This is a genomic window from Curvibacter sp. AEP1-3 (genome assembly GCF_002163715.1).
In the GTDB taxonomy this organism is placed as follows: Bacteria; Pseudomonadota; Gammaproteobacteria; order Burkholderiales; family Burkholderiaceae_C; genus Allorhodoferax.
Genome location: NZ_CP015698.1, coordinates 4,057,168 through 4,079,028 on the forward strand (window position 1 = coordinate 4,057,168; position 21,861 = coordinate 4,079,028).

A 21,861-nucleotide genomic window follows, 5' to 3' on the forward strand; every position below is an offset into this window, starting at 1 on the left:
GTGAACTCCTGGTAGTGGTTAGACGCTTAGAGGTCCTCTCATCAGCGTTGGGTTGAACTTTAATTTCAATATCCGCGCAGATAAACCCGATAATTCGGCCATTACTGTTTCATAAATTGATCAAATCATGGACCGTTTAACTGCCATGCAGGTGTTTGTGGAGGTGGCGCAGAGTGGCAGCTTCAGCGCCACGGCCGACAAGATGGACATGTCGCGCGCCATGGTGACGCGTTATGTAGGCGAGCTGGAGCAATGGCTGGGCGCACGCTTGCTCCAGCGCACTACCCGCAGCGTCACGCTCACCGACGCCGGCGAGAGTTGCCTGCGCCGCAGCCAGCAGATGCTGGCGCTCATGGAGAACGTCGAAGAAGAAACCAGCCGCCACGACGGCGCGCTGCGCGGGCAACTGCGGGTGACCTGCAGCATGTCGTTTGCCTATGCGGAAATGGCGGCGGCAATTGCCGATTTTCTGGCGCTCTACCCGCAGCTCAAGATCGACCTCAATGCCAGCGAAGGCGCACTCAACCTGGTGGAGGCGCGCATCGACTTGGCCATTCGCATTAGCGCCGAGCCGGACCCGGCGCTCATCGGCCGGGTGCTGGCGCCGTGTGCCTCGGTGCTGGTGGCTTCGCCGGACTACCTCGCGAAGCACGGCACCCCACAGCTACCCACAGACCTGCAGGCCCACCGCTGCCTGAGCTATGCCAACTTCGGCAAAAGTGTGTGGAAGCTGCAGCGCGGCGAGGAGCACGCCGAGGTGCATGTGGGCAGCCACTTCAGCGCCAACGAGGCCACCGCCTTGATGCGGGCTGCGCTCGCGGGTGGCGGTGTGGCCATGCAACCCACGTACCTGGCAAGCCCCCACCTCCATGATGGCAGCTTGCAACAGGTGCTGCCGCAGTGGCAGCTGCCCATGATGTCCATCTACGCGCTCTACCCCTCGCGCAAGCACCTTTCCCCGGCCGTGCGGGCTTTGCTGGACTTTTTGGTGGAGCGTTTTGCCAGCGAGCCCTGGAAGCTGCAGCGCTGATTTGCTATCAATTCAGTAGCTGCTCGCGCATATTCCACCAGCGCCAGGGGCCTTTTTTGCTTGGAAATTAGCCCAAGTGCTCCACCACCAGCACCGCTTTGGCCATGCCTTTGCCGGTGTTGCTGATGGCGTGCTGCACGTCCACCGCGTAGCGCGCGCTGTCGCCCGCCTTGAGCAACTTGCTGCTGTCGGCGGCCTGCACCGTGAGGCTGCCGCTGAGCACCGAGAGGTGCTCTTTCGCGCCCGCCTCGTGCGGCTCGGAGGCCAGCACGCCGCCGGGCTCCACGGCCAGCTCGTACCACTCCACCCGGCCCGCCAAGGCAATGGGCCCCAGGATGCGCAGGGTGCACTTGCCGTCCGGGCTGGTGGTGACGGGAATGGTGTGGGCCGGTACCAGCTCCACCGTCGGCGTAGCCTTGTCGGCAGTGGTGTTGCCCAGCAGGTCAGTGAGGCTGATGCCCAGTGCCGTGGCCAGGCGCCACAGTACGCCTACGGTCGGGTTGGCCTGGTTGCGCTCTACTTCGGAGAGCATGGATTTGGAAACTCCTGCGCGTTTGGAGAGCTCGTCCAGCGAAAGCTGTTGCGCCTTTCGGGCGTCTTGCAGTTTGGAGCCTACGGCCGGAGGGCCGTCGTCCAAGGGAGTAGGGTGGGGGACTTGCGCCATGTCGATGTTGGTCGGTAAAATGGATTTTTGTTCGATATACCGGAAATATCCGCTGAAACGATATTACACCGCCATGACCACTTTGCCTACCTCCGTGTCCACCGTTGCCCCTGGTCACTATTTGCAATTCGCCAGCGACAACACCTCTGGCGTCTGCCCCGAGGCCATGCAGGCGTTCATGGCGGCCAACACCGGCTTTGCGGCGTCTTACGGCAATGACGACGCCACCCGTCTGGCCTGCGACCGCATCCGCGAAGTCTTTGAGGCGGACGCCGAGGTGTTCTTTGTGTTCAATGGCACAGCGGCCAACTCGATCGCGCTGGCGTCGCTGTGCCAGTCCTACCAAGCCGTCATTTGCAGCGACACCGCGCACGTGGAGACCGATGAGTGCGGTGCGCCCGAGTTTTTCTCCAATGGCTCCAAGCTTCTCTCCACCCCGCACCGCCACGGCAAGCTCACCTCGGCCGGCGTGCTGGAAGTCATCACCCGCCGCACCGATGTGCATTACCCGCGGCCCAAGGTCGTCACGCTGACCCAGTCCACAGAGATGGGATCGGTCTACCAGAAGGGCGAAATCAGCGGCATCAGCCGCATCGCGCAGGAGCACGGCCTGAAGGTGCACATGGACGGTGCCCGCTTTGCCAACGCAGTGGCCGCCCTCAAGGTGGCGCCGGCGGACATTACCTGGCGCGCCGGGGTGGACGTGCTGTGCTTTGGTGGCACCAAGATGGGCCTGCCGATTGGCGAGGCGATTGTGTTTTTTGACCGCAAGCTGGGGGAAGAGTTTTCTTACCGCTGCAAGCAGGCCGGGCAGCTGGCTTCCAAGATGCGCTACCTGTCGGCCCCTTGGCTCGCCATGCTGACCGATGGCACTTGGCTGCGCCACGCCGCCCACGCCAACGCCATGGCGCATCGCCTCTCGGAGCGCATTGCCGGCATTGCCGGTGCCGAGTTGCTGCTGCCCACCGAAGTGAACGGCGTGTTCGTCAACCTGCCCGAGCCCGCCATTGCCCGCCTTAAGGCTTTGGGCTGGACTTTCTACACCTTCATCGGCGGTGGTGCGCGCTTTATGTGTTCCTGGGCTACGACTGAAGAAGCTGTCGATCATCTGGCAGATGATTTGGAGCGCGCTCTCGCTGCATAAAAAAAGCCCCCCGTTTGCACGGGAGGCTTTTCGTAGTCTCGCTACAGGATCAGCCCAAGCGCTTCTGGTGCCGCGCAATCTGGGCCCGCACTTGGGTAGGCGCAGTGCCACCCAAGGTGTTGCGGGCGTTGAGTGAGCCGCGCAGGCTCAAGCACTCAAACACATCGGCTTCCACGTTGGGATTGAAGCTTTGCAGCACCTCGAGAGGCAACTCAGACAAGTCCACACCACGCTCGGTGGCGGACTTGACAGCATGGGCCACAGTTTCGTGCGCATCGCGGAAGGGCAGACCCTTTTTCACCAGGTAGTCGGCCAGGTCGGTGGCGGTGGCGTAGCCCTTGAGGGCTGCGCGCTCCATGGCTTCAGGCTTGGTGGTGATGCCGTTCACCATGTCAGCGAATATGCGCAGGGTGTCTTTGAGCGTATCCACGGTGTCGAACAGCGGCTCTTTGTCTTCCTGGTTGTCCTTGTTGTAGGCCAGGGGCTGGCCTTTCATCAGGGTGATCAGGCCCATCAGGTGGCCGACCACGCGGCCGGTCTTGCCGCGCGCCAGCTCTGGCACGTCGGGGTTTTTCTTCTGCGGCATGATGGAACTGCCGGTGGTGAAGCGGTCGGCAATGTGGATGAAGCCGAAGTTCTGGCTCATCCAGATGATCAGCTCTTCGCTCATGCGGCTCACGTGGATCATGGCCAGGCTGGCAGCGCTGGTGAACTCGATGGCAAAGTCGCGGTCACTCACCGCGTCCAGGCTGTTTTGGCAGACTTGTGGGTTCCCCGCATCGTCCACCATGCCCAGCGTCTTGGCTACGCGCTCGCGGTCCAGCGGGTAGCTGGTGCCGGCCAAAGCGGCAGAGCCCAATGGCAGGCGGTTGGTGCGGCGGCGCACTTCGGTGAAGCGCTCAGCATCGCGGCTGAACATTTCTACATAGGCCAGCATGTGGTGGCCAAAGCTCACTGGCTGGGCCACTTGCAGATGAGTGAAGCCGGGCAGGATGACGTCGGCATTCTTATCAGCCAGAACCAGCAGGGCTTTTTGAAGGTCTGTCAGCAGGCCGCCGATCAAATCGATCTCGCCGCGCAACCACAGGCGAACATCGGTGGCCACCTGGTCGTTGCGGCTGCGGCCGGTGTGCAGGCGCTTACCGGCGTCGCCCACCAGTTGGGTCAGGCGTGCTTCGATGTTGAGGTGCACGTCTTCGAGGTCCAGCTTCCATTCGAAAGCGCCGGACTCGATTTCGCTCCAGATCTGCCCCATGCCTTTTTGGATGGATGCGTGGTCGTCGGCGCTGATGATGCCTTGCGCGGCCAGCATCTCGGCGTGTGCCAGGCTGCCGGTGATGTCTGCCTGCCAGAGGCGCTTGTCGAAAAACACGCTGGAGGTGTATCGCTTGACCAGATCGCTCATGGGCTCGGAGAACAGCGCGGACCACGCTTGGGACTTTTTATCGAATTGGTTTTGTGACATGGGAAGCGCTTTTCAGGAAAGGAGTCAAAATCCGGTGGACATGAACGACAACCAAATATTATCGACGTTCCAGGAACTCACCCCTGCGGTGCCGGCTGCGCAGCCTGCACCGGTGCTGGTGTTTGATGCCTGCCACATCGGTGTCGTGCTGCGGGCGGTGTTGTTTGTGGAGCTGTCTCTCTCGGTGGTGTGCATGTTTGCCGCTGCCGGTCTGTGGGATTGGATAGCGCGTCTGGCTCTGGTGACCGGTGCAGCTTTGCCCGGCACGTTGGCGTGGCTGTTGTCCGCCTGCATTGCCAAGCGTTGGCTGGCACGCATGCCCAAGTCTGCCCAATATGCACTGGCCATTTCGCTGGGCGGGGTCGCCGGTTTGTATGGCTGCGGCTTGCTGGCTCTGTCAGGTCTCGTTGAGAGCCCGCCCTGGGTGCCCAGTTTCTTCTCCGGCGCCTTGTTGTCCAGCCTGTTGGTCGCAGCGTTGGTCATGCGCGCCAAAGGCCGCACTCCCGCAGATACCGCGGCCCGTCTCGCGGAGCTGCAATCGCGCATCCGGCCGCATTTTTTGTTCAATACTCTCAATAGCGCGATCGCACTGGTGCGGGCCGAACCTGCCAAGGCAGAGGCGTTGCTGGAAGACCTGAGCGACTTGTTTCGCCATGCGCTCAAGGACCCCGGCAGTTCGGTCACTTTGGGCGAGGAGCTGTCGCTTGCGCAACGCTATCTGGCTATTGAGCAGGTGCGCTTCGGTGACCGCCTGCGGGTGCAGTGGGATCTGGACCCGCTGGCAGATGGCGCCCATTTGCCTCCCTTGATCTTGCAACCGCTGGTTGAAAATGCGGTCTGCCACGGCGTGGAGCCCAGCAACACGGGAGCGTCCGTCAAAATATCGACACGTTGCAAAGGCTCGGTGGTGGTGATCAAAGTCACCAACACGGTGCCGGCCGGGCAGGGCGCTCGGGGTCATGGCTTGGCGTTGCGCAACGTGCAGGAGCGGCTGGCCTTGTTGCATGATGTGCAGGGCCAATTTAAGAGCGGCCTGAAAGATGGTGTGTACCAAGTGCGTATGGAGGTGCCTTTATGACTGCAATGCAGCCTGACACCCTGTTGCGGGTGATGCTGGTGGATGACGAGCCCCTGGCCCGGGCCCGCATGCGCACCTTGCTCGGCGACTGCACCCATCCTGCTGTCCATGTAGCCGCTGAAGCCCCTAACGCCGAGCAGGCTGCTGCCTTGCTGCGCCAGCAACCGGTGGATCTGGTGTTTTTGGATATCCATATGCCGGGCAACAGTGGCCTGACCCTGGCCCAGACATTGCGCACTCTGCAGCACCCGCCTGCGATTGTGTTTGTGACGGCACATGCCGAGCATGCAGTGGCGGCTTTCGATCTGGAAGCGGTGGACTACCTCACCAAACCCGTACGCTTGGAGCGCTTGCAGGCGGCGCTACAAAAAGCGGAGCGCTTCGCGCAAGCCCGACGGGCGCTACAGGCCGATTTGGCCAGTGAAGAGGTACTGATCATCCAGGAGCGCAACCGGACAGAGCGGGTGCCTTTGACGCAGGTTCTCTACTTCAAGGCAGAGCTCAAATACATCACGGTACGCACGGCCACACGCAGCTACATCCTGGATGGCGCCTTGAACGACTTGGAAGAAAAACACGGTGGCCAGTTCATCCGCATCCACCGCAATGCACTGGTGGCCCGCAAGATGGTGCGATCACTGGAAAAGCATTTCGATGCTGAAGAGGGCGAAGGCTGGGCGGTGAGGCTGCAGGGGCTGGACGAGCTGCTGTCGGTATCCCGCCGGCAACTGCCCTCGGTGAGGGCACTGATTTCTCAATGAATTTGCGTCGCGCTTTTTGTATCGCGGGGCTGGCAGGTCTGGTGTTGGCAAGCTCCACGTGGGCTCAGAAGCCGACTGACAAGCCTGCTGTCACCAAGGTCCGCATCGGCGCTGAAGACGATTGGCGCCCCTACGCGTATGTGCAAGCGGGCCAACCTGCCGGCTTTGCGGTGGACTTGGTCCGTGCGGCATGGGAGGCGGCAGGGGTAGAGGTGGAGTTGGTCCCCTTGCCGTACGCGCGCTGTATGCGCGAGGTGGAGGCGGGAAAGCTCGCCGGTTGTTTCGATACGCTGCGTGACGCCCGCACTGAAGACAAATACCTCTGGCACAAGTACCACCTGTTTCGTGCACGCATCGGCATCTATGGCCGCAGTGACGGACCTGCAGATCCCGTGAATGTGCAGGCTTTACGGGGTAAGCGAGTAGGGGTGACGAATGGTTACGACTACGGTACCGCCTTTGATGACGACCCGACCATGGTGCGGGACGTGGCAGCCTCCGACCTGACCTCCCTGCGCAAACTGGTTGCCGGGCGGGTGGACTATGCGTTGGTGTTTGACCGGGTCGCTACTGAAATCGCGGCCAACAACCCGACCTTGGGCCAAGGGTTCAGGCTGCGAGGTGTCCTGCTGGAGCCCAGCTTGTATCTCTCGTTTTCCAAGAAGTTTCCCGGCGTTGAGCCATTGATTGCCCGCTTTGATGCCGGTTTGGACAAGATCCGCAAGAACGGTGAATACGCACGCATTGAGGCTCGTTGGCGTTGAGGTTGGACCGGTTCGTGCCGCAATAAAAAAGGGCCCTGAGGCCCTTTTTTATTGCGGGAGATCGCACTGTCAGCCTGTGTTGCGCAGGCCGGCAGCAATGCCGTTGATGGAGATGTGGATACCGCGCTGCACCCGTTCGTCCGCCTTGCCTTCGCGGTAGCGCCGCACCAGCTCCACTTGCAGGTGGTGCAAGGGGTCGATGTAGGGGAAACGGTGGCGGATGGAGCGCTGTAATGCGGCGTTGTTGGCCAAGCGGTTCTTTTCACCGGTGATAGTGGCTAGCGCTTGGGCGGTGCCATGCCACTCAGCTTCGATGGCCGTGAAAATCTTCTTGCGCAAGCGCGCATCGCCCACCAGCTCGGAATAGCGCGAAGCCAAGGCCAAGTCGCTCTTGGCCATCACCATGTCCATGTTGGAGAGCAGGGTGCGGAAGAAGGGCCACTGCTTGTACATCTTTTGCAGCAGCGCCACGCGTTCTTTTTGCTCAGCGGCGGTGCCGTTGCCGATGAACTGTTGCACGGCAGAGCCGAAGCCGAACCAGCCGGGCAGCGTCAAGCGGCACTGGCCCCAGCTGAAGCCCCAGGGGATCGCGCGCAGGTCTTCAATGCGCTGCGACGCCTTGCGCGATGCGGGGCGGGAGCCGATGTTGAGTTCTGCAATTTCACGCAGCGGGGTGGAGCTGAAAAAGTACTCGGTGAAGCCGGGGGTTTCGTATACCAGCGCCCGGTACGCCGACATGCTGTTTTGCGACAGCTCGGCAGCGGCCTCCAGAAAGGCTTTGGTAGCCGACTTGGTGGGTTGCAACAAAGTGGCTTCCAAGGTGGCGGCGACCAGGGTCTCCAGGTTGCGACGCCCGATTTCAGGGTTGGCGTATTTGGAGCCGATCACTTCGCCTTGTTCGGTCAGGCGGATCTGACCACGCACGGTGCCGGGGGGCTGGGCCAGGATGGCCTGGTAGCTCGGGCCGCCGCCGCGACCCACGGTGCCGCCACGGCCGTGGAACATGCGCAGCTGGATCTTGTGTTGGGCAGCCAGCACGTCAAACAATTCGACCAAGGCGATTTCTGCCCGGTACAGCTCCCAGTTGCTGGTGAAGATGCCGCCGTCCTTGTTGGAGTCGGAGTAGCCCAGCATGATGTCCTGCTCGCCACCGCTGCGTTTGACCAACTCGGCCACGCCGGGCAGCGCGTAGAACTCACGCATGATGGGCGCAGCGTTGCGCAGGTCTTCAATGGTCTCGAACAGAGGCACCACGATCAGATCGGCAGTCGCTTCAGCGTCCAGGGTGCCGCGCATCAGGCCGACTTCCTTTTGCAGCAGCAGGACTTCCAGCAAGTCGCTCACGGTTTCGGTGTGGCTGATGATGTAGTGACGGATGGCTTCATGGCCGAAGCGCTCGCGCATGACCTTGGCCATGGCAAAAATCGCCAACTCACCCTGCGCATGGGCCGAGTAGGCCACGCCATGCACGCTCAAGGGGCGTGCGTCATTGAGCAGGCCTAGCAGCAGGCTGCGTTTTTCTTCTTCGCTCAAGCTGCTGTAGTCGGCATGCACCCGGGCGGTGGACAGCAACTCGGCGACCACTTCTTCGTGTTTGTCAGAGCTCTGGCGCAAGTCAACCGTGGCCAAGTGGAAGCCGAACACCTCTACCGCGCGAATCAAGGGATGCAGGCGTTGGGCCGTGAGTGCAGCGCCGTGGTTGGCTTTGAGGGAGGCCTCGATCACACGCAGGTCCGCTACAAAGTCTTCAGCCAGCACATACGGGTTTTGCGGTGCCACGGCGTGACGCGCAGCTTCGGTACCGGTCAGTTCCTTGAGGGTGGCAGCCAAGCGCGCGTACATGCCGGTCAGGGCACGGCGGTAGGGCTCGTCCTTGCGGTGGGCGTTCTGGTCGGGCGAGCTTTCGGCCAGGGCTTGCATCTCGGGGGTGCAGTCGGCCAGCATGGCGGAGATGGACAGCTCACCGCCCAGGTAATGCACCTCGGTCAAGTAGTGGCGCAGGGCCACCTCTGCCTGGCGGCGCAGGGCGTATTCCAGAGTCTGTGCACTGACGTTGGGGTTGCCATCGCGGTCACCGCCTATCCATTGGCCCATGCGCAAAAAGCTGTGCACCGGCTGGTTGCCCAGCATGTCTTCGAGGTCGGCGTAGAGCTTGGGGATTTCGCGCAGGAAGGTGGACTCGTAATAGCTCAGGGCGTTTTCAATCTCGTCGGCCACGGTCAGCTTGGAGAAGCGCAACAGGCGGGTCTGCCAGAGCTGCATGACGCGGGCCCGCATCTGGGCTTCATTGGCCGCCAGTTCTTTGGGGGTGAGTGCGTCTTTTTTGCTGTCGACGATGCTGGCGCGTTGCTTGATCTCATCGCGCTGGGTCAGCAGTTGGGCGATGTCACGCTCTGCATCCAGAATGCTCTTGCGTTGCACTTCGGTGGGGTGAGCCGTGAGCACCGGGGACACAAAGCTTTGGGCGAGTGTGTTGGAAATTGCCTTGGGCGCAATGCCAGCCCAGCGCAGGCGGGACATGGCAACTTCAATGCTGCCTTCCTGGGTATCACCGGCACGCTCGTGGATGGCACGGCGGCGGATATGGTGGCGGTCTTCGGCGAGGTTGGCGAGGTGCGAAAAATAGGTGAATGCGCGGATCACGCTTACCGTCTGGTCGCCAGACAGGCTCTTGAGCAATTTTTTGAGGGCCTTGTCGGCTTCCTGGTCGGCATCCCTACGGAAGGCCACCGACAGGGTACGGATTTTTTCGATGAGCTCATAAGCGTCAACACCTTCCTGCTCCCGGATCACATCCCCCAGAATGCGCCCAAGGAGGCGGATGTCTTCTACCAAGGGACGCTCGTTGTCTTTTGCGCGCTTGGCCGTTTCTGCGGCAGGTGCTTTATTCATAGGTCTGGGAGTGATGTGAGAGAGGCTTCGGATGAAGCAAGGAACGCGCCCATGCTAGCATCGAAGGCATATTTTCGATTACAGCCGAGTTACGATTTTGCCCACTTTTACGATCGCCACCCGGGAGAGCCGTTTGGCACTCTGGCAAGCAGAACATGTCAAAGCCCTTCTCGAGCGAAGCGGGGCCTCGGTGTCCCTGTTGGGCATGACGACTAAAGGTGACCAGATTCTGGACCGTTCTCTCAGCAAAGTCGGAGGCAAGGGCCTCTTCGTCAAGGAGCTGGAAGTTGCTCTCGAAGAAGGCCGTGCTGACCTCGCGGTCCATTCCCTCAAAGACGTCCCGATGGAGTTGCCCGAAGGGTTTGCGCTGGCCTGCGTGATGGAGCGTGAAGACCCGCGCGACGCCTGGGTGTCCGGCACCTATGCCAGCGTCATGGATTTGCCGAAGGGTGCCGTGGTGGGCACATCCAGTTTGCGCCGTGTGGCCTTGCTACGCGCCATCCGCCCGGACCTGAAAATCGAACCTCTGCGGGGTAACCTGGACACCCGTTTGCGCAAGCTGGACGAAGGTTTGTACGACGGCATCGTGTTGGCTGCTGCCGGACTCAAGCGTCTGGGGCTGGAGTCCCGCATTCGGGCTGTGTTTGAGCCCGAGCAAATGCTGCCTGCTGCAGGTCAGGGGGCGCTGGGTATTGAAGTCCGTGCCGGCCGGCAAGACGTGGAGGCGGCATTGCAGCACTTGGTGCACCAGCCCACCTGGCTGGCTGTGAGTGCCGAACGTGCCGTCAGCCGCATGATGGGGGGAAGTTGCTCCATGCCATTGGCGGCCTATGCCACGATTTCCGGCGCTGAACTGCATATCCGCGCAGCCTGGGGCGATGCAGAGGGTATCCAGCCGGTGGTCTATGCCCGGGCTTCCGGCCTTGCCAAAGATGCCGCAGAGGCCACTGCACTCGGCGAGCAGGTTGCCCGCGACTTGCAGGCTGCGGTTCAGGCCCAGACACGATAAGGCTACTTATGCGCGTCATCATCACCCGTCCCCAAGCTGAGGCCGCTCCGTGGCTCAAGGCTTTGGATGCTGCCGGCTACACCAGCTGGAGCCTGCCGCTGATTGATATCCGTCCCGCCGCTCAGTCCGCGCTCGTGGAATCAGCGTGGAGCCGTCTGTCAGATTTTGACGCAGTGATGTTTGTCAGCCGTAATGCGGTGCATCACTTTTTTGAAGGAAAAGCGGCTGTAGCGCCCGTATTTACTGCGCAAGCAGCTATAAAAACAAGAGCATTCGTCACCGGCCCCGGCAGTTACTCGGCCCTGCAACGGGTCGGCGCGGAGCCGGGCTTTGTGGACGCGCCTGACTTCCATGCAGGGCAGTTTGATTCCGAAGCCTTGTGGGCCGTAGTGCGAAGCCGGGTCACGCCCGGTTACCGGGTGTTGATTGTTCGCGGTAGCACCATTGACGAAGGCGCCAGCGATGAAGGCTCCGGGCGCGACTGGTTTGCACGGCAGGTGATGGATGCCGGTGGTGAGGTCGAGTTTGTGGTGTCCTATGAACGCCAGCGCCCACAATGGGACGCATCCACCTTCGCACAGGCCCAAGCCGCTGCCACCGATGGCACGGTGTGGGTGTTCAGCAGTTCTGAGGCCATCCGCAACCTGCAGCATGCCTGCCCCGGCGTCAGTTGGGCGCAAGCTCAAGCGGTGGTGACCCATGCGCGCATCGGCGATGCCGCTCGGGAGGCGGGATTCGGTCGGGTGCGGGAGTCCAAGCCATTGCTGCCGGCGCTGATGGCGTCGATAGAATCCTTGCAATGAATCCAGAAGCATCTGCCCCTGTGGCCCCCACCGTTTCTGACGCGCCCGCAGCGCCTTTCCCGGGTGCGCTTCTTCCTACGGTCAAGTCATCCCGCCGCTGGTTGCGGGGTGTTGCAGTGGTGGCCGTGGCCGGTGTTATCGGCAGCGTCTTGCTGTGGCAAAAATTGGGCAATATCCAGGAGCAGTTGGCCCGCCAGACGGCGGAGTCCGGCTCCCAGGCCGGTGAAGCCCGCGCGACCGCCAAGCAGGCTCAGGAACTGGCGATTGAAACGGCCGCCAAGTTGGCCGTGTTGGATGCGCGACTCAGCGAAGTCGCCCTGCAACGCACTCAGCTGGAAGAGTTGATGCAAAGCCTGTCGCGCTCGCGCGACGAAAATCTGGTGGTCGACATTGAATCTTCGCTGCGTTTGGCGCAGCAGCAGGCGCAACTGACAGGTAGCGTGGAGCCCTTGCTGGCGTCGCTCAAGTCGGCAGAGTTGCGTGTGGCCCGTGCTGCACAGCCCCGTTTGACACCGGTGCAGCGGGCTATTGCCAAGGATGTTGCCCGTATCAAAGGCACTGCTTTGTCTGATACCCCGGCTATGCTGGTACGGCTGGACGAGTTGGTTTCTTTGGCTGACGAATTGCCGGTTGGCAATGCGTTGCAGACACCCAAGGCTGCGTCCAGTCTGCAGCGAAAGACGGATGAGACCCTCACCGGCTGGTCCGGTCGGATGCTGGAGGTAGTGCGCGAGGAGGTACGCGGCTTGGTGCGGGTGAGCAAGATCGAGAACCCCGACGTGGCCTTGCTCTCGCCGGAACAGTCGTTTTTCGTGCGCGAAAACTTCAAGCTCAAGGTTTTGAACGCACGCTTGGGTCTGCTTTCCCGCCAGACGGATGCCGCCCGTGCAGATCTGGTTGCGGCCTCCAACTCCCTGACGCGTTATTTCGATGCCGGTTCGCGCAAAACCCAGACGGCACAAGCCGCTTTGCAGCAGTTGCAAACCCAGATGCGGACGCTGGAAGTTCCCCGGGTGGATGAGACGCTGGCAGCGCTCGCTACTGCTGCTGCAGGACGCTGACCATGCGCTTTGCTCTCTGGCTGATGGCCTTGTTCGGTATGGCGGTAGCGTCTGCATTGTTTGCAGGCAATAACCAAGGCACTGTGACCTTGTACTGGCCACCTTACCGGGTTGATGTGTCCTTGAACCTCGTGCTGCTGGGTCTGGCGCTGGCCTTTGTGACGCTGCACCTGGCGCTGCGAGGGATCTCCGGTCTGTTCAGCATTCCACAGCAGGCGCGCCGCTGGCGCTTGTCCTACAAAGAGCGCACCATTTATTCCGGTTTGCTGGACGCGATATCGCATTTGGTAGCCGGCCGTTTTGTGCGGGCACGCAAGGCTGCGGAGGTCGTGGTTGCGGTGGAGGATGCCATGCTCTCCAGCGGAGACGCCTTACCCGATGCGGCGCGGCTGCGCACGCTGGCGCATTTGCTGGCCGCGGAGAGTGCGCACGCATTGCAAGACCGTGGCACACGCGAAACCCATTTTCAGCGGGCGTTGGAGGAAGCTGGCAGCAAGGATGCGAGTGACCTGCGCGATGGTGTTCAGCTGCGTGCAGCCCGCTGGGCCCTCGAAGACCGGGATTCCACCGGAGCCGTCCAATGGCTGGAGCAACTGCCCGTGGGTACCGCACGATTGCCTTGCGATTGCGTTTCAAGGCAGCGCGTCAGGCCCGCAATACGCGGGTGGCGCTGGACTCAGCCCGTGTACTGACCAAGCACCGTGCGTTCTCGGAAGTTGCTGGTGCCGGCATCGTGCGGGGCCTGGCGTTGGAACTTTTGCGTGGTGCGCATGATGCAGCGCAGTTAGAGCAGGCTTGGGGTGCACTGGATGATGTAGAGCGTTTGTTACCCGATGTGGCGCTCGAAGCGGCAGAGAGATTGCTGCTGCTCCAAGGCGACGTGGCGACCGCCCGTTTGTGGGTGTTGCCATTGTGGCAGGGCCAAAACCCCCAGGCTTCGGCACTGGGCTATGAGCAGCGTGTGCGCCTGGTCCGGTTGCTGGAGCGCAGTTTTATGTCGGAAGAGTCCCAGCCCGATGGCGTCTGGCTGTCGCGTATTGAGGCCGCCCAGATGGCGCAGCCCGGTGACCCGCTGCTGCAATACCTCGCAGGGGTACTGTGTGTACGTTTGTCCCTGTGGGGCAAAGCCCAGGCACTGCTGCGTCAGGCGATCCCCATGCTCAAAGATGCCGACATGAAGCGTCGGGCCTGGTTGGCCATGGCCGAGCTCGCAGAACACCGCTTGGACACCAAGGGGGCTGCGGACGCCTACAAAGCCGCTGCCAAGGCGTAAAACCCTTGGTGACGCGCGTGCGCGTTAGGGCTATTATGGTTTCATGGCAACACTCATTGAACACCTGATCAAGCTCACGGATCACCGCGACCGTGATCTTCTGGAACTCACACTCTCCAAGGCCCTGATTGACCTGGTGCCCATACAGCGGGTACTTGTGTCCAAAGTGGTCAGCGAAGAAGGTATCAAGCGCTGGATGGACGTCACCGTGCTGGACGCCCGGGGCGGAGGCAAAGTCGTGGATCCTTTGCGCGTTGACTTCCAGACGCTACCCTTGCTCGAAGACAACCGTGACCGCCTGCATTGCATCCAAGGCCAAGAGCGTGTGGAAATTGCATGGGCGGGCGAAGACGGCCCCCGCATCACCTACCTGCCGCTCTTCACGGACCCGGTGGCGGGGGACGAAGGTGTTTTGGAAATTCATTCGGCCAGCCCTCTTCAGGATGACCAGTTGGCGGTGGTGGGGGACGTGTCCCGCGTATTCCGCAATATGTATCGGCTGCTGGCCTACAGCGACCGTGACGCCTTGACCGGTCTGTTGAACCGAAAATCCCTGGACGATACGTTTTACAGCGCAGTGCTCGAAGAATTGGGCCAGGTGGAAGAGACCGCAGCGGCTGCCCGGCAGCCAGCGCTCTCAGCTGGTCAGGAAAGACGTCACCGCGTCCCGCCGAATTACTGGCTTGGTACGATTTCTGTGGATAGCTATGGCGTGATCAACGACCAGCACGGGCATTTGATTGCTGAAGAAGTCTTGCTGTTGGTGGCCCGCATCATGAACAATACATTCCGCACCTACGACCGCTTGTACCGCTTCGGTGGCGAGCAGTTTGCGGTCCTGATGCATTGCCCGGATGAAGCCTTGGTTCTGGCGGCGTTTGAGCGCTTCCGAGCCAATATTGAGAAATTCAATTTCCCGCAGGTGGGGCGTCTTACCATCAGTGGCGGCTTCACCCGGGTCAGTCCGGACGACTCACCCAGCACCGCACTGGAACGCGCCGAGCGTGCCGTGGACTATGCACAACATCACGGTCAGAACAAGGTGTTCAGCCACGCCGAGTTGGTCCGCAAGGGCTTTTTCGGCGAAGCATTGAAGATCGGTGCAGTCGATATCTTTTGATATACGGACTGCGTGAACCCAACAAAAAGGGCGCCCGATAGGCGCCCTTTTTGTTGGCCCTTGTCACCCTCTGAGGGATGACAAGTCCGAGCTTTACGCTGTTTGGTTTTCTTCAAACGGCAGCTTCATGTCGCGCAAGTCGCGGCGGGTTTCCACCAGAACCAGCGGGCGGTCATCCAGCACCACGGGAGCGGGGCGCTCACGGGGCACATGGACCAGTTTGGGTTCGGCAGCAATGGCAGCTTGAACGGCGGCGATCTTGTCAGCGTCCGAATTCACCCATTGCAGACCGGAGCTGGATGCCACTTGAGCCAGTGCTTCAGTAGGGAGCGCATAGCTCACCACTTTGGGCATGCGGCCTTCGGGAGCAGCCACCACGGAAGCAGCTGTAGTCGTGGCGACAGTGACCGGCGCAGCTACAGGAGCGACCGGTGATGCCGGAGCTACTGGTGCCACTGCCTCAACAGGGGCTACGGGAGCAGACTCCGGTACAGGTGCAGCGTCAAAGTTAGCCGGAGAGGCTTCCTGTCCGTCAGCCTGCTGGCGCTGTCCATTTTCACCACGCGGGCCGCGATTGCCACGGTCACGGCCATAACGGTCGCGGGAGCGACGTTCGCGTGGTTCTTGGCCTGTGGTTCCTTCTGAGGGTACGTCGGTTGCTGAAGCAGCGTCTGTACCTTCAGCAACGGACAACTCGCCGGGCTGATCTACGCGGTTGACATCGTCCTGGCGTGGGCCACGGTCGTTTCGGCGGCCACGGCCATTGCGGTTACGACCTTCACGTGGCTCACGCGCTTCACCTTGCGACTCCGCGCTTGCTTCCACGCCTTCTGCCGAAGCTTGGGCTGCAGGAGCTTCCGCATTCACCTCTGCGTTGCGGGTTGCGTTGTCGTTGCGATCGCCATTGCGGGGACCACGGTTGCCGCGTTCATTGCGGTTGCCACGCTCCTGGCGGCCTTCACGCGCCTGTGGTGCGGGTGCGCCGTCAGCTTGCAGGCTGACTTCAGCGCCTACGGCTTTGGATTGCTCGCCATCCATGCGCTCCTGACGGGGCGCATTGTTGCGCTCGCCGCGTTCATTGCGGTTGCCACGGTCTTGGCGCTCGCCGCGCTCACCACGGCCATTGCGTTCACCACGTTCGTTGCGGTTACCGCGTTCGGAACGCTCGCCACGGTTATCGGGGCGGGCTTCGTTGCGTGGCTCGCCACGACCTTCGCCGCCGCGATCACCGCGCTGGTTGCGACCGCCGTTGCGGTTGCCATCGCGTCCGCTGCGGCCTTCGCGCTTGTCATCGGTCTTGGCCGGCGCAGGCGCTGCGGCAGGCGCAGGCGCGGCTTCAGGCGCCGCAAACAAGCTCTTGATCCATCCGAAGAATCCTTTGGATGCTGCCGGAGTTACAACAGGCGCTGCCACCGGTGCCGGAGCTGCCTTGACGGGCTCAGGCTTTGGAGGCGCAATAGGAGCCGGTGCATCCGGTAGCACGCCCTTGATGACAGGGGTCTGCTTGTTAGTTGGCTCTTGCGAGCGACGGGTCACGCCGGTGGCTTCTTCCATGTCATCGGCCATCTTGTAGCTGGCTTCGATGTGGTCCAGACGGGGATCGTCGTGCTTCAAGCGCTCGAGCTTGTAGTTGGGAGTTTCCAGAGTCTTGTTGGGCACCATCAACACGTTGATGCGTTGCTTCAGCTCAATCTTGGCGATTTCTGTGCGCTTTTCGTTCAGCAGGAACGAAGCTACTTCCACGGGAACCTGGCACAGCACGGAGGCGGTGTTGTCCTTGAGGGACTCTTCCTGGATGATGCGCAGAATCTGCAACGCGCTGGATTCGGTGTCACGGATGTGGCCGGAGCCGCCGCAACGGGGGCAGGGGATGGATGCACCCTCGGAGAGAGCCGGGCGCAGGCGCTGGCGGCTCATTTCCATCAAACCGAACTTGGAGATCGTGCCGAACTGCACTCGGGCACGGTCCTGGCGCAGGGCGTCGCGCAAGCGGTTTTCCACTTCGCGGCGGTTGCGGGACTCTTCCATGTCGATAAAGTCGATCACGATCAAGCCACCCAAGTCGCGCAGTCGCATCTGGCGCGCTACTTCGTCGGCGGCTTCCAGGTTGGTGCGGGTGGCGGTTTCTTCGATGTCGCCGCCCTTGATGGCGCGGGCCGAGTTCACGTCCACCGATACCAGCGCTTCGGTGTGGTCGATCACGATGGCGCCGCCGGAAGGCAGGGTCACGGTGCGGGCATAAGCCGATTCGATCTGGTGTTCGATCTGGAAGCGGCTGAACAGCGGCGCGTCGTCACGGTAACGCTTCACGCGGGCTGCGTGCTCAGGCATCACGTGGGCCATGAACTGCTGGGCCTGCTCGTACACGTCGTCGGTGTCGATCAGGATGTCGCCGATGTCGTGGTTGAAGTAATCACGGATGGCGCGGATCACCAGGCTGGATTCCTGGTAAATCAGGAAAGCACCCTTGGCGCCCTTGGCGGCGCCGTCGATGGCACCCCATAGTTTCAGGAGGTAGTTCAGGTCCCACTGCAGTTCGGGCGCGCTGCGGCCGATGCCGGCGGTGCGGGCGATGATGGACATGCCGTTGGGGTACTCCAACTGGTCCATGTTTTCTTTGAGTTCGGCGCGGTCGTCACCCTCGATACGGCGGCTGACACCACCACCACGGGGGTTGTTGGGCATCAGCACCACATAGCGGCCGGCCAGCGAGATGAAAGTGGTCAGGGCTGCGCCCTTGTTGCCACGCTCTTCTTTTTCGACCTGAACCAGCAGCTCCTGCCCTTCGCGGATCGCGTCCTGAATGCGGGCATTGCTCGCAGACACGCCTTGCTGGAAATACTGTTTGGAGATTTCCTTGAAAGGCAGGAAACCGTGGCGGTCTTCGCCGTAGTCCACAAAACAGGCTTCCAGCGACGGCTCTACACGGGTCACGACCGCTTTGTAGATGTTGCCCTTGCGCTGTTCGCGGCCTTCAATTTCAATTTCGTAGTCGAGGAGTTTTTGTCCGTCGACGATGGCCAAGCGGCGTTCTTCAGCCTGCGTGGCGTTAATCAGCATCCGTTTCATGGATTGCATCCTTCTTCAATAAGCACATGCCCTGTGTGGGGCTAACGGAGCCGGACTGACGAATTGAAGTGAGGAGGAATTGCCGGAGAACTTCAGGTCACACGAGGTGTCGAAGCGTAGGCGCGTGGATGGGGACGAGGGATTGCGTTTGTGAATCAGCTACAAAAATGCTAGCTGGTTGCGCTGGTGGTACCGGGGCTGCAGGCCGATTTGTGCCACCAAACGGGGCGAATACGCTCCGTAGGCACATGGTCATCAGGCTCAGCAACACAAACATCTCGTTTCATTCCGTCCGTCAACCGTGGGTTGGCGGACTTGGGGTATTCCGTATCAGGGTTTCAATTCGTAGTCTTGACCGTCGGGTGACACCGCCATCACAAGCAGCTGGCGTGTGATTTGCGGGTCGCGCCCAACGGCGGCTTCGACCTTCCAGCGAAGCGTTCAGTGGGGTGTGGACTAAACTCCAGACAAATCAACCACTTACGGCGCGTCGCTAGTGAAACACATTATAGAGGGCAATCTGCCTTCACAGGCCCCCCTTGCCAACTCCCAAGTCAAATCTGTGACGGTGGACGAAGACAGCGCCGGCCAACGTCTGGACAACTTTTTGATGCGGGAACTCAAAGGGGTGCCCAAAACCCATGTCTACCGCATCATCCGCAGCGGCGAAGTCCGCGTAAACAAAGGCCGCGCCAGCGCCGACACCCGTATCGCCGTGGGCGACGTCATTCGCCTGCCGCCGGTGCGTACCTCCGAGCGTGCGGAACAGAAAACCGCCGCAATGGCCGAGCAGGTAGGCCGTTTCGTGCCGGCCAAGGATTTTCCGGTCTTGTTTGAAGATGACCATTTTCTGGCGGTTGACAAACCCGCCGGGGTAGCCGTGCATGGCGGGTCAGGGGTGAGCTTCGGCGTCATCGAGCAGCTGCGCATGGCGCGCCCCAAAGCGACATTTTTGGAATTGGTGCACCGGCTGGACCGGGAAACCAGCGGCATCTTGCTGGTTGCCAAGAAACGCAGCGCTTTAAAGAATTTGCAAGACCAGTTCCGGGAGCGCGAAACCGGTAAGACGTATTTAGCGTTGGTGGCAGGGCAGTGGCCGGCCAACAAAAAGGTGTTGGACAAGTCTTTGCAGAAATACCTGTTGCCGGATGGCGAGCGCCGCGTGCGGGTGGTGGCCAAAGACCACCCGGATGCCATGCCGTCTTTGAGTCTGGTCAAGGTGCACTCCGTCACGCCCGTAGCCCGCGCGGCGCAAACACCGCAACAAAAGATCTATTCCTTGCTGGAAGTGACCATCAAAACCGGCCGCACCCACCAGATCCGGGTACACCTGGCCTCGGAAGGCATGGGCATTGTGGGTGACGACAAATATGGTGACTTCGACTTGAACAAGGCGCTGGCACGTGACGACGAGGCTGTGGCGCTCAAGCGCATGTTTTTGCATGCCTGGCGTTTCCAATGCAATCACCCTGCGACGGGAGAGCGGGTTGTCCTTCAGACAGGTCTGCCGCCTGAGCTTGCCCGTTTTCTGCTGCAGGCCATTCCGGAAGAGCCGGGCGCGGCGGCTCTGGTTCAGGGTTAAATTGGGGCATGAATTCCAACGCTTTCCGCCCCCGCCGCTTTGACCTGATCGCATTCGATTGGGATGGCACCCTGTTTGACTCCACGGCCCTGATCACCCGCTGTATCCAGCTGGCGGTGAAGGACGTGGGCGGCACCGTGCCGAGTGACAAAGATGCGGCCTACGTCATAGGCATGGGGCTGATGCAGGCGCTGGCCCATGCCGCGCCTGACGTGCCGCCCGAAAAATACCCACAGCTGGGCGCCCGCTACAAGCACCATTACAGCGTGCATCAGAACGACATCACCCTGTTTGCCGGGGTGCTGGAGATGCTGGATCGGCTCAAAACCCGCCAGCACCTGCTGACGGTGGCCACCGGCAAAAGCCGTAGTGGGCTTAATGAAGCACTTCGCGATGTGAACCTGCAAGGCATTTTTGATGGCTCGCGCACCGCAGACGAGACCGCCGGCAAGCCGCACCCCCTGATGTTGCAGGAGCTGATGATGGAGTTCGGAGTGGCTGCTGACCGCGTGCTGATGATCGGTGACACCACCCACGACCTGCAAATGGCGGTGAACGCCGGGTGCGCCAGTGTGGCCGTGAGCTACGGCGCGCACGAGCCGGACAGCTTCGCCGCGCTGGGCCCCCTGACGATTGCCCACTCGGTAGCGGAATTGGATACCTGGTTGCAGGCCAACGCCTGATACTTATTAGCCTGACAAGGAGCCCTCATGCCGGACGCTGTTCCCGATACCCCCGGAATTGCCTTGTGCAACTCCGCTGATCTGGTGGATAGCGGGCTGGCGGTGCCCTTTGACGTGATCTATTGCGGGCAGACCTGTTATGCCTTTGCCATTCGCTACGCGGGCAAGGTGTATGCCTATCTGAACCGCTGCTCGCACGTGCCTATGGAGATGGACTACCAGCCCAACCGATTTTTTGACTTAACCGGGCATTGGCTGATCTGCGCCACCCACGGTGCCATGTATTCCCCCCAGACGGGGCAGTGTCGCACCGGGCCGTGCCGGGGCAAGCTGGTGTCTATCGCCGTAACCGAGGTGGACGGCGTGGTCCACTGGCATACTTCACCCCATCTTCAACCGGTATCCTTTTAAATGACCGACTTCAACTTCCCTTCTGGCCAACCAGAAGAGCCAAAAGCGCCAGTAACGCCCGTGGAATCTGCGCGGATAGCTCCTGAAAATATAGCAAAAAATGCTACTGGAACTGACGGCTGGGAGCGGGCTACGCTTGAAAAACTGGCCACGGCCGCCTTGGTCGAACAGCGCGCAGCCCGTCGCTGGCGCAACGGCATCCGCGTGGCGTGGCTGGTGTTCCTGTGTGTGGTGGTCTGGTTGGGCATGCAGCAGAGTGGCACGCCCAGTGATATCTCGACCCCTCACACTGCGGTGGTGAGCATCCATGGTGAGATTGCCTCGGGCAATGAAGCGAGCGCAGAAGTGGTGGTCGCTTCAGTGCGCGCTGCCTTTGAAGACCAAGGCGCCAAGGCGGTGGTCTTGCTGATCAACTCCCCCGGTGGCAGCCCGGTGCAGGCGGGCATCATCAATGACGAAATCCACCGCCTCAAGGCATTGCACAAGAAACCGGTGTACGCGGTGGTGGAAGAAACCTGTGCCTCTGCGGCGTACTACATCGCGGTGGCAGCGGACGAAATCTATGTGGACAAGGCCAGCATCGTGGGCAGCATCGGGGTGTTGATGGATGGTTTCGGCTTCACCGGGCTGATGGAGAAGCTGGGTGTGGAGCGCCGCCTGCTCACTGCCGGCGAAAACAAGGGTTTCCTCGACCCGTTCAGCCCGCAGACCGACAAGCAGCGCGTGTTTGCGCAGGCAATGCTGGACCAGATTCACCAGCAGTTCATTGGCGTGGTGAAAGAAGGGCGTGGCAAACGCTTGAAAGAGACGCCCGACATGTTCAGCGGCCTCTTCTGGACGGGCCAGCAAGCCATTGACCTCGGTCTTGCAGACAAGCTGGGCAATATTGACTTTGTTGCCCGCGAGGTGGTCAAGGCAGAGGAAATCGTGGACTACACCCGCAAGGAGAATGTGGCGGAACGCCTGGTCAAGCGCTTTGGCGCCTCCATCGGCGAAGGTGCCGTCAAGGCCGCGCGCAGTTTGCCTGCATTCCACTGAACATTGGCCTGGCT

At 61.2% G+C, this 21,861-nt stretch carries 17 protein-coding genes and 1 pseudogene; 14 read left to right on the forward strand and 4 right to left on the reverse strand.

Features of this window, described 5'->3' with window-relative positions; genetic code table 11:
- The first annotated feature begins 127 nt into the window (after positions 1 to 127).
- The gene (locus AEP_RS18975) at positions 128 to 1,030 is read left to right on the forward strand and encodes a LysR family transcriptional regulator (RefSeq protein ID WP_087496834.1); all 903 of its coding nucleotides are present in this window, start codon (positions 128 to 130) and stop codon (positions 1,028 to 1,030) included.
- Positions 1,031 to 1,097: 67 nt separating this feature from the next.
- Here the strand turns inward: AEP_RS18975 and AEP_RS18980 are convergent, their stop codons facing one another.
- Positions 1,098 to 1,694 (reverse strand): helix-turn-helix domain-containing protein, encoded by a 597-nt coding sequence (locus AEP_RS18980; protein WP_087496835.1) that lies wholly within the window; start codon positions 1,692 to 1,694, stop codon positions 1,098 to 1,100.
- 73 nt (positions 1,695 to 1,767) lie between these two features.
- Here AEP_RS18980 and AEP_RS18985 point away from each other — a divergent pair, with 73 nt between their 5' ends.
- Positions 1,768 to 2,838 carry a threonine aldolase family protein gene (locus AEP_RS18985; RefSeq protein ID WP_087496836.1) on the forward strand — a complete coding sequence of 357 codons (1,071 nt, stop codon included), beginning with the start codon at positions 1,768 to 1,770 and terminating at the stop codon, positions 2,836 to 2,838.
- A 49-nt stretch (positions 2,839 to 2,887) separates the two neighbouring features.
- On the opposite strand, the gene argH is transcribed toward AEP_RS18985, so the two are convergent.
- On the reverse strand, positions 2,888 to 4,303 hold the full coding sequence (gene argH / locus AEP_RS18990; protein ID WP_087496837.1) for an argininosuccinate lyase: 1,416 nt from the start codon (positions 4,301 to 4,303) through the stop codon (positions 2,888 to 2,890).
- A gap of 40 nt (positions 4,304 to 4,343) precedes the next feature.
- Here argH and AEP_RS18995 point away from each other — a divergent pair, with 40 nt between their 5' ends.
- The 3 genes from AEP_RS18995 to AEP_RS19005 are packed head-to-tail and all read left to right on the forward strand — an operon-like array spanning position 4,344 to position 6,906.
- Positions 4,344 to 5,381: a sensor histidine kinase gene (locus tag AEP_RS18995; protein WP_087496838.1), complete on the forward strand. Its 1,038-nt coding sequence runs from the start codon at positions 4,344 to 4,346 to the stop codon at positions 5,379 to 5,381.
- Complete coding sequence (locus AEP_RS19000) at positions 5,378 to 6,142, forward strand: LytR/AlgR family response regulator transcription factor (protein WP_232459877.1); 765 nt, start codon at positions 5,378 to 5,380, stop codon at positions 6,140 to 6,142. The genes AEP_RS18995 and AEP_RS19000 overlap by 4 nt, the downstream gene beginning before the upstream one ends.
- Positions 6,139 to 6,906: a substrate-binding periplasmic protein gene (locus AEP_RS19005; protein ID WP_087496839.1), complete on the forward strand. Its 768-nt coding sequence runs from the start codon at positions 6,139 to 6,141 to the stop codon at positions 6,904 to 6,906. The genes AEP_RS19000 and AEP_RS19005 overlap by 4 nt, the downstream gene beginning before the upstream one ends.
- Positions 6,907 to 6,975: 69 nt before the next feature.
- Here AEP_RS19005 and ppc read toward each other — a convergent pair whose 3' ends face one another.
- Positions 6,976 to 9,798 (reverse strand): phosphoenolpyruvate carboxylase, encoded by a 2,823-nt coding sequence (gene ppc, locus AEP_RS19010; protein ID WP_087496840.1) that lies wholly within the window; start codon positions 9,796 to 9,798, stop codon positions 6,976 to 6,978.
- 97 nt (positions 9,799 to 9,895) lie between these two features.
- Between ppc and hemC the strand changes: the two genes are divergently transcribed.
- From hemC to AEP_RS19035, 5 genes and pseudogenes are all read left to right on the forward strand, one after another.
- On the forward strand, positions 9,896 to 10,807 hold the full coding sequence (gene hemC / locus AEP_RS19015) for a hydroxymethylbilane synthase (protein ID WP_198301863.1): 912 nt from the start codon (positions 9,896 to 9,898) through the stop codon (positions 10,805 to 10,807).
- An 8-nt stretch (positions 10,808 to 10,815) separates the two neighbouring features.
- Positions 10,816 to 11,610 (forward strand): uroporphyrinogen-III synthase, encoded by a 795-nt coding sequence (locus AEP_RS19020; RefSeq protein WP_087496842.1) that lies wholly within the window; start codon positions 10,816 to 10,818, stop codon positions 11,608 to 11,610.
- Entirely contained in the window at positions 11,607 to 12,671 is a 1,065-nt protein-coding gene (locus AEP_RS19025) for a uroporphyrinogen-III C-methyltransferase (protein ID WP_087496843.1), read from the forward strand. The genes AEP_RS19020 and AEP_RS19025 overlap by 4 nt, the downstream gene beginning before the upstream one ends.
- A gap of 2 nt (positions 12,672 to 12,673) precedes the next feature.
- Positions 12,674 to 13,944 (forward strand): annotated as a pseudogene (locus AEP_RS19030) (heme biosynthesis HemY N-terminal domain-containing protein).
- A 43-nt stretch (positions 13,945 to 13,987) separates the two neighbouring features.
- The gene (locus AEP_RS19035; protein ID WP_087496844.1) at positions 13,988 to 15,064 is read left to right on the forward strand and encodes a GGDEF domain-containing protein; all 1,077 of its coding nucleotides are present in this window, start codon (positions 13,988 to 13,990) and stop codon (positions 15,062 to 15,064) included.
- Positions 15,065 to 15,157: 93 nt separating this feature from the next.
- Here the strand turns inward: AEP_RS19035 and AEP_RS19040 are convergent, their stop codons facing one another.
- Entirely contained in the window at positions 15,158 to 18,133 is a 2,976-nt protein-coding gene (locus tag AEP_RS19040; protein ID WP_087497435.1) for an Rne/Rng family ribonuclease, read from the reverse strand.
- Between the two features lie 496 nt (positions 18,134 to 18,629).
- Between AEP_RS19040 and AEP_RS19045 the strand changes: the two genes are divergently transcribed.
- The 4 genes from AEP_RS19045 to AEP_RS19060 are packed head-to-tail and all read left to right on the forward strand — an operon-like array spanning position 18,630 to position 21,847.
- Positions 18,630 to 19,715: an RluA family pseudouridine synthase gene (locus AEP_RS19045; RefSeq protein ID WP_087496845.1), complete on the forward strand. Its 1,086-nt coding sequence runs from the start codon at positions 18,630 to 18,632 to the stop codon at positions 19,713 to 19,715.
- An 8-nt stretch (positions 19,716 to 19,723) separates the two neighbouring features.
- Positions 19,724 to 20,398, forward strand: coding sequence for an HAD family hydrolase (locus tag AEP_RS19050; protein ID WP_087496846.1), 675 nt, complete (start codon positions 19,724 to 19,726; stop codon positions 20,396 to 20,398).
- Positions 20,399 to 20,425: 27 nt separating this feature from the next.
- The gene (locus tag AEP_RS19055) at positions 20,426 to 20,809 is read left to right on the forward strand and encodes a Rieske (2Fe-2S) protein (RefSeq protein WP_087496847.1); all 384 of its coding nucleotides are present in this window, start codon (positions 20,426 to 20,428) and stop codon (positions 20,807 to 20,809) included.
- Positions 20,810 to 21,847 carry a S49 family peptidase gene (locus tag AEP_RS19060; RefSeq protein ID WP_087496848.1) on the forward strand — a complete coding sequence of 346 codons (1,038 nt, stop codon included), beginning with the start codon at positions 20,810 to 20,812 and terminating at the stop codon, positions 21,845 to 21,847.
- The last annotated feature ends 14 nt before the right edge of the window (positions 21,848 to 21,861 follow it).

What these genes read in the sequence shown, in the direction of transcription:
- AEP_RS18975 (WP_087496834.1), top strand. Translation starts at nt 128, where the DNA reads ATGGACCGTTTAACTGCCATGCAGGTGTTTGTGGAGGTGGCGCAGAGT.
- AEP_RS18980 (WP_087496835.1), bottom strand. Translation starts at nt 1,694, where the DNA reads ATGGCGCAAGTCCCCCACCCTACTCCCTTGGACGACGGCCCTCCGGCC.
- AEP_RS18985 (WP_087496836.1), top strand. Translation starts at nt 1,768, where the DNA reads ATGACCACTTTGCCTACCTCCGTGTCCACCGTTGCCCCTGGTCACTAT.
- argH (WP_087496837.1), bottom strand. Translation starts at nt 4,303, where the DNA reads ATGTCACAAAACCAATTCGATAAAAAGTCCCAAGCGTGGTCCGCGCTG.
- AEP_RS18995 (WP_087496838.1), top strand. Translation starts at nt 4,344, where the DNA reads ATGAACGACAACCAAATATTATCGACGTTCCAGGAACTCACCCCTGCG.
- AEP_RS19000 (WP_232459877.1), top strand. Translation starts at nt 5,378, where the DNA reads ATGACTGCAATGCAGCCTGACACCCTGTTGCGGGTGATGCTGGTGGAT.
- AEP_RS19005 (WP_087496839.1), top strand. Translation starts at nt 6,139, where the DNA reads ATGAATTTGCGTCGCGCTTTTTGTATCGCGGGGCTGGCAGGTCTGGTG.
- ppc (WP_087496840.1), bottom strand. Translation starts at nt 9,798, where the DNA reads ATGAATAAAGCACCTGCCGCAGAAACGGCCAAGCGCGCAAAAGACAAC.
- AEP_RS19020 (WP_087496842.1), top strand. Translation starts at nt 10,816, where the DNA reads ATGCGCGTCATCATCACCCGTCCCCAAGCTGAGGCCGCTCCGTGGCTC.
- AEP_RS19025 (WP_087496843.1), top strand. Translation starts at nt 11,607, where the DNA reads ATGAATCCAGAAGCATCTGCCCCTGTGGCCCCCACCGTTTCTGACGCG.
- AEP_RS19035 (WP_087496844.1), top strand. Translation starts at nt 13,988, where the DNA reads ATGGCAACACTCATTGAACACCTGATCAAGCTCACGGATCACCGCGAC.
- AEP_RS19040 (WP_087497435.1), bottom strand. Translation starts at nt 18,133, where the DNA reads ATGAAACGGATGCTGATTAACGCCACGCAGGCTGAAGAACGCCGCTTG.
- AEP_RS19050 (WP_087496846.1), top strand. Translation starts at nt 19,724, where the DNA reads ATGAATTCCAACGCTTTCCGCCCCCGCCGCTTTGACCTGATCGCATTC.
- AEP_RS19055 (WP_087496847.1), top strand. Translation starts at nt 20,426, where the DNA reads ATGCCGGACGCTGTTCCCGATACCCCCGGAATTGCCTTGTGCAACTCC.
- AEP_RS19060 (WP_087496848.1), top strand. Translation starts at nt 20,810, where the DNA reads ATGACCGACTTCAACTTCCCTTCTGGCCAACCAGAAGAGCCAAAAGCG.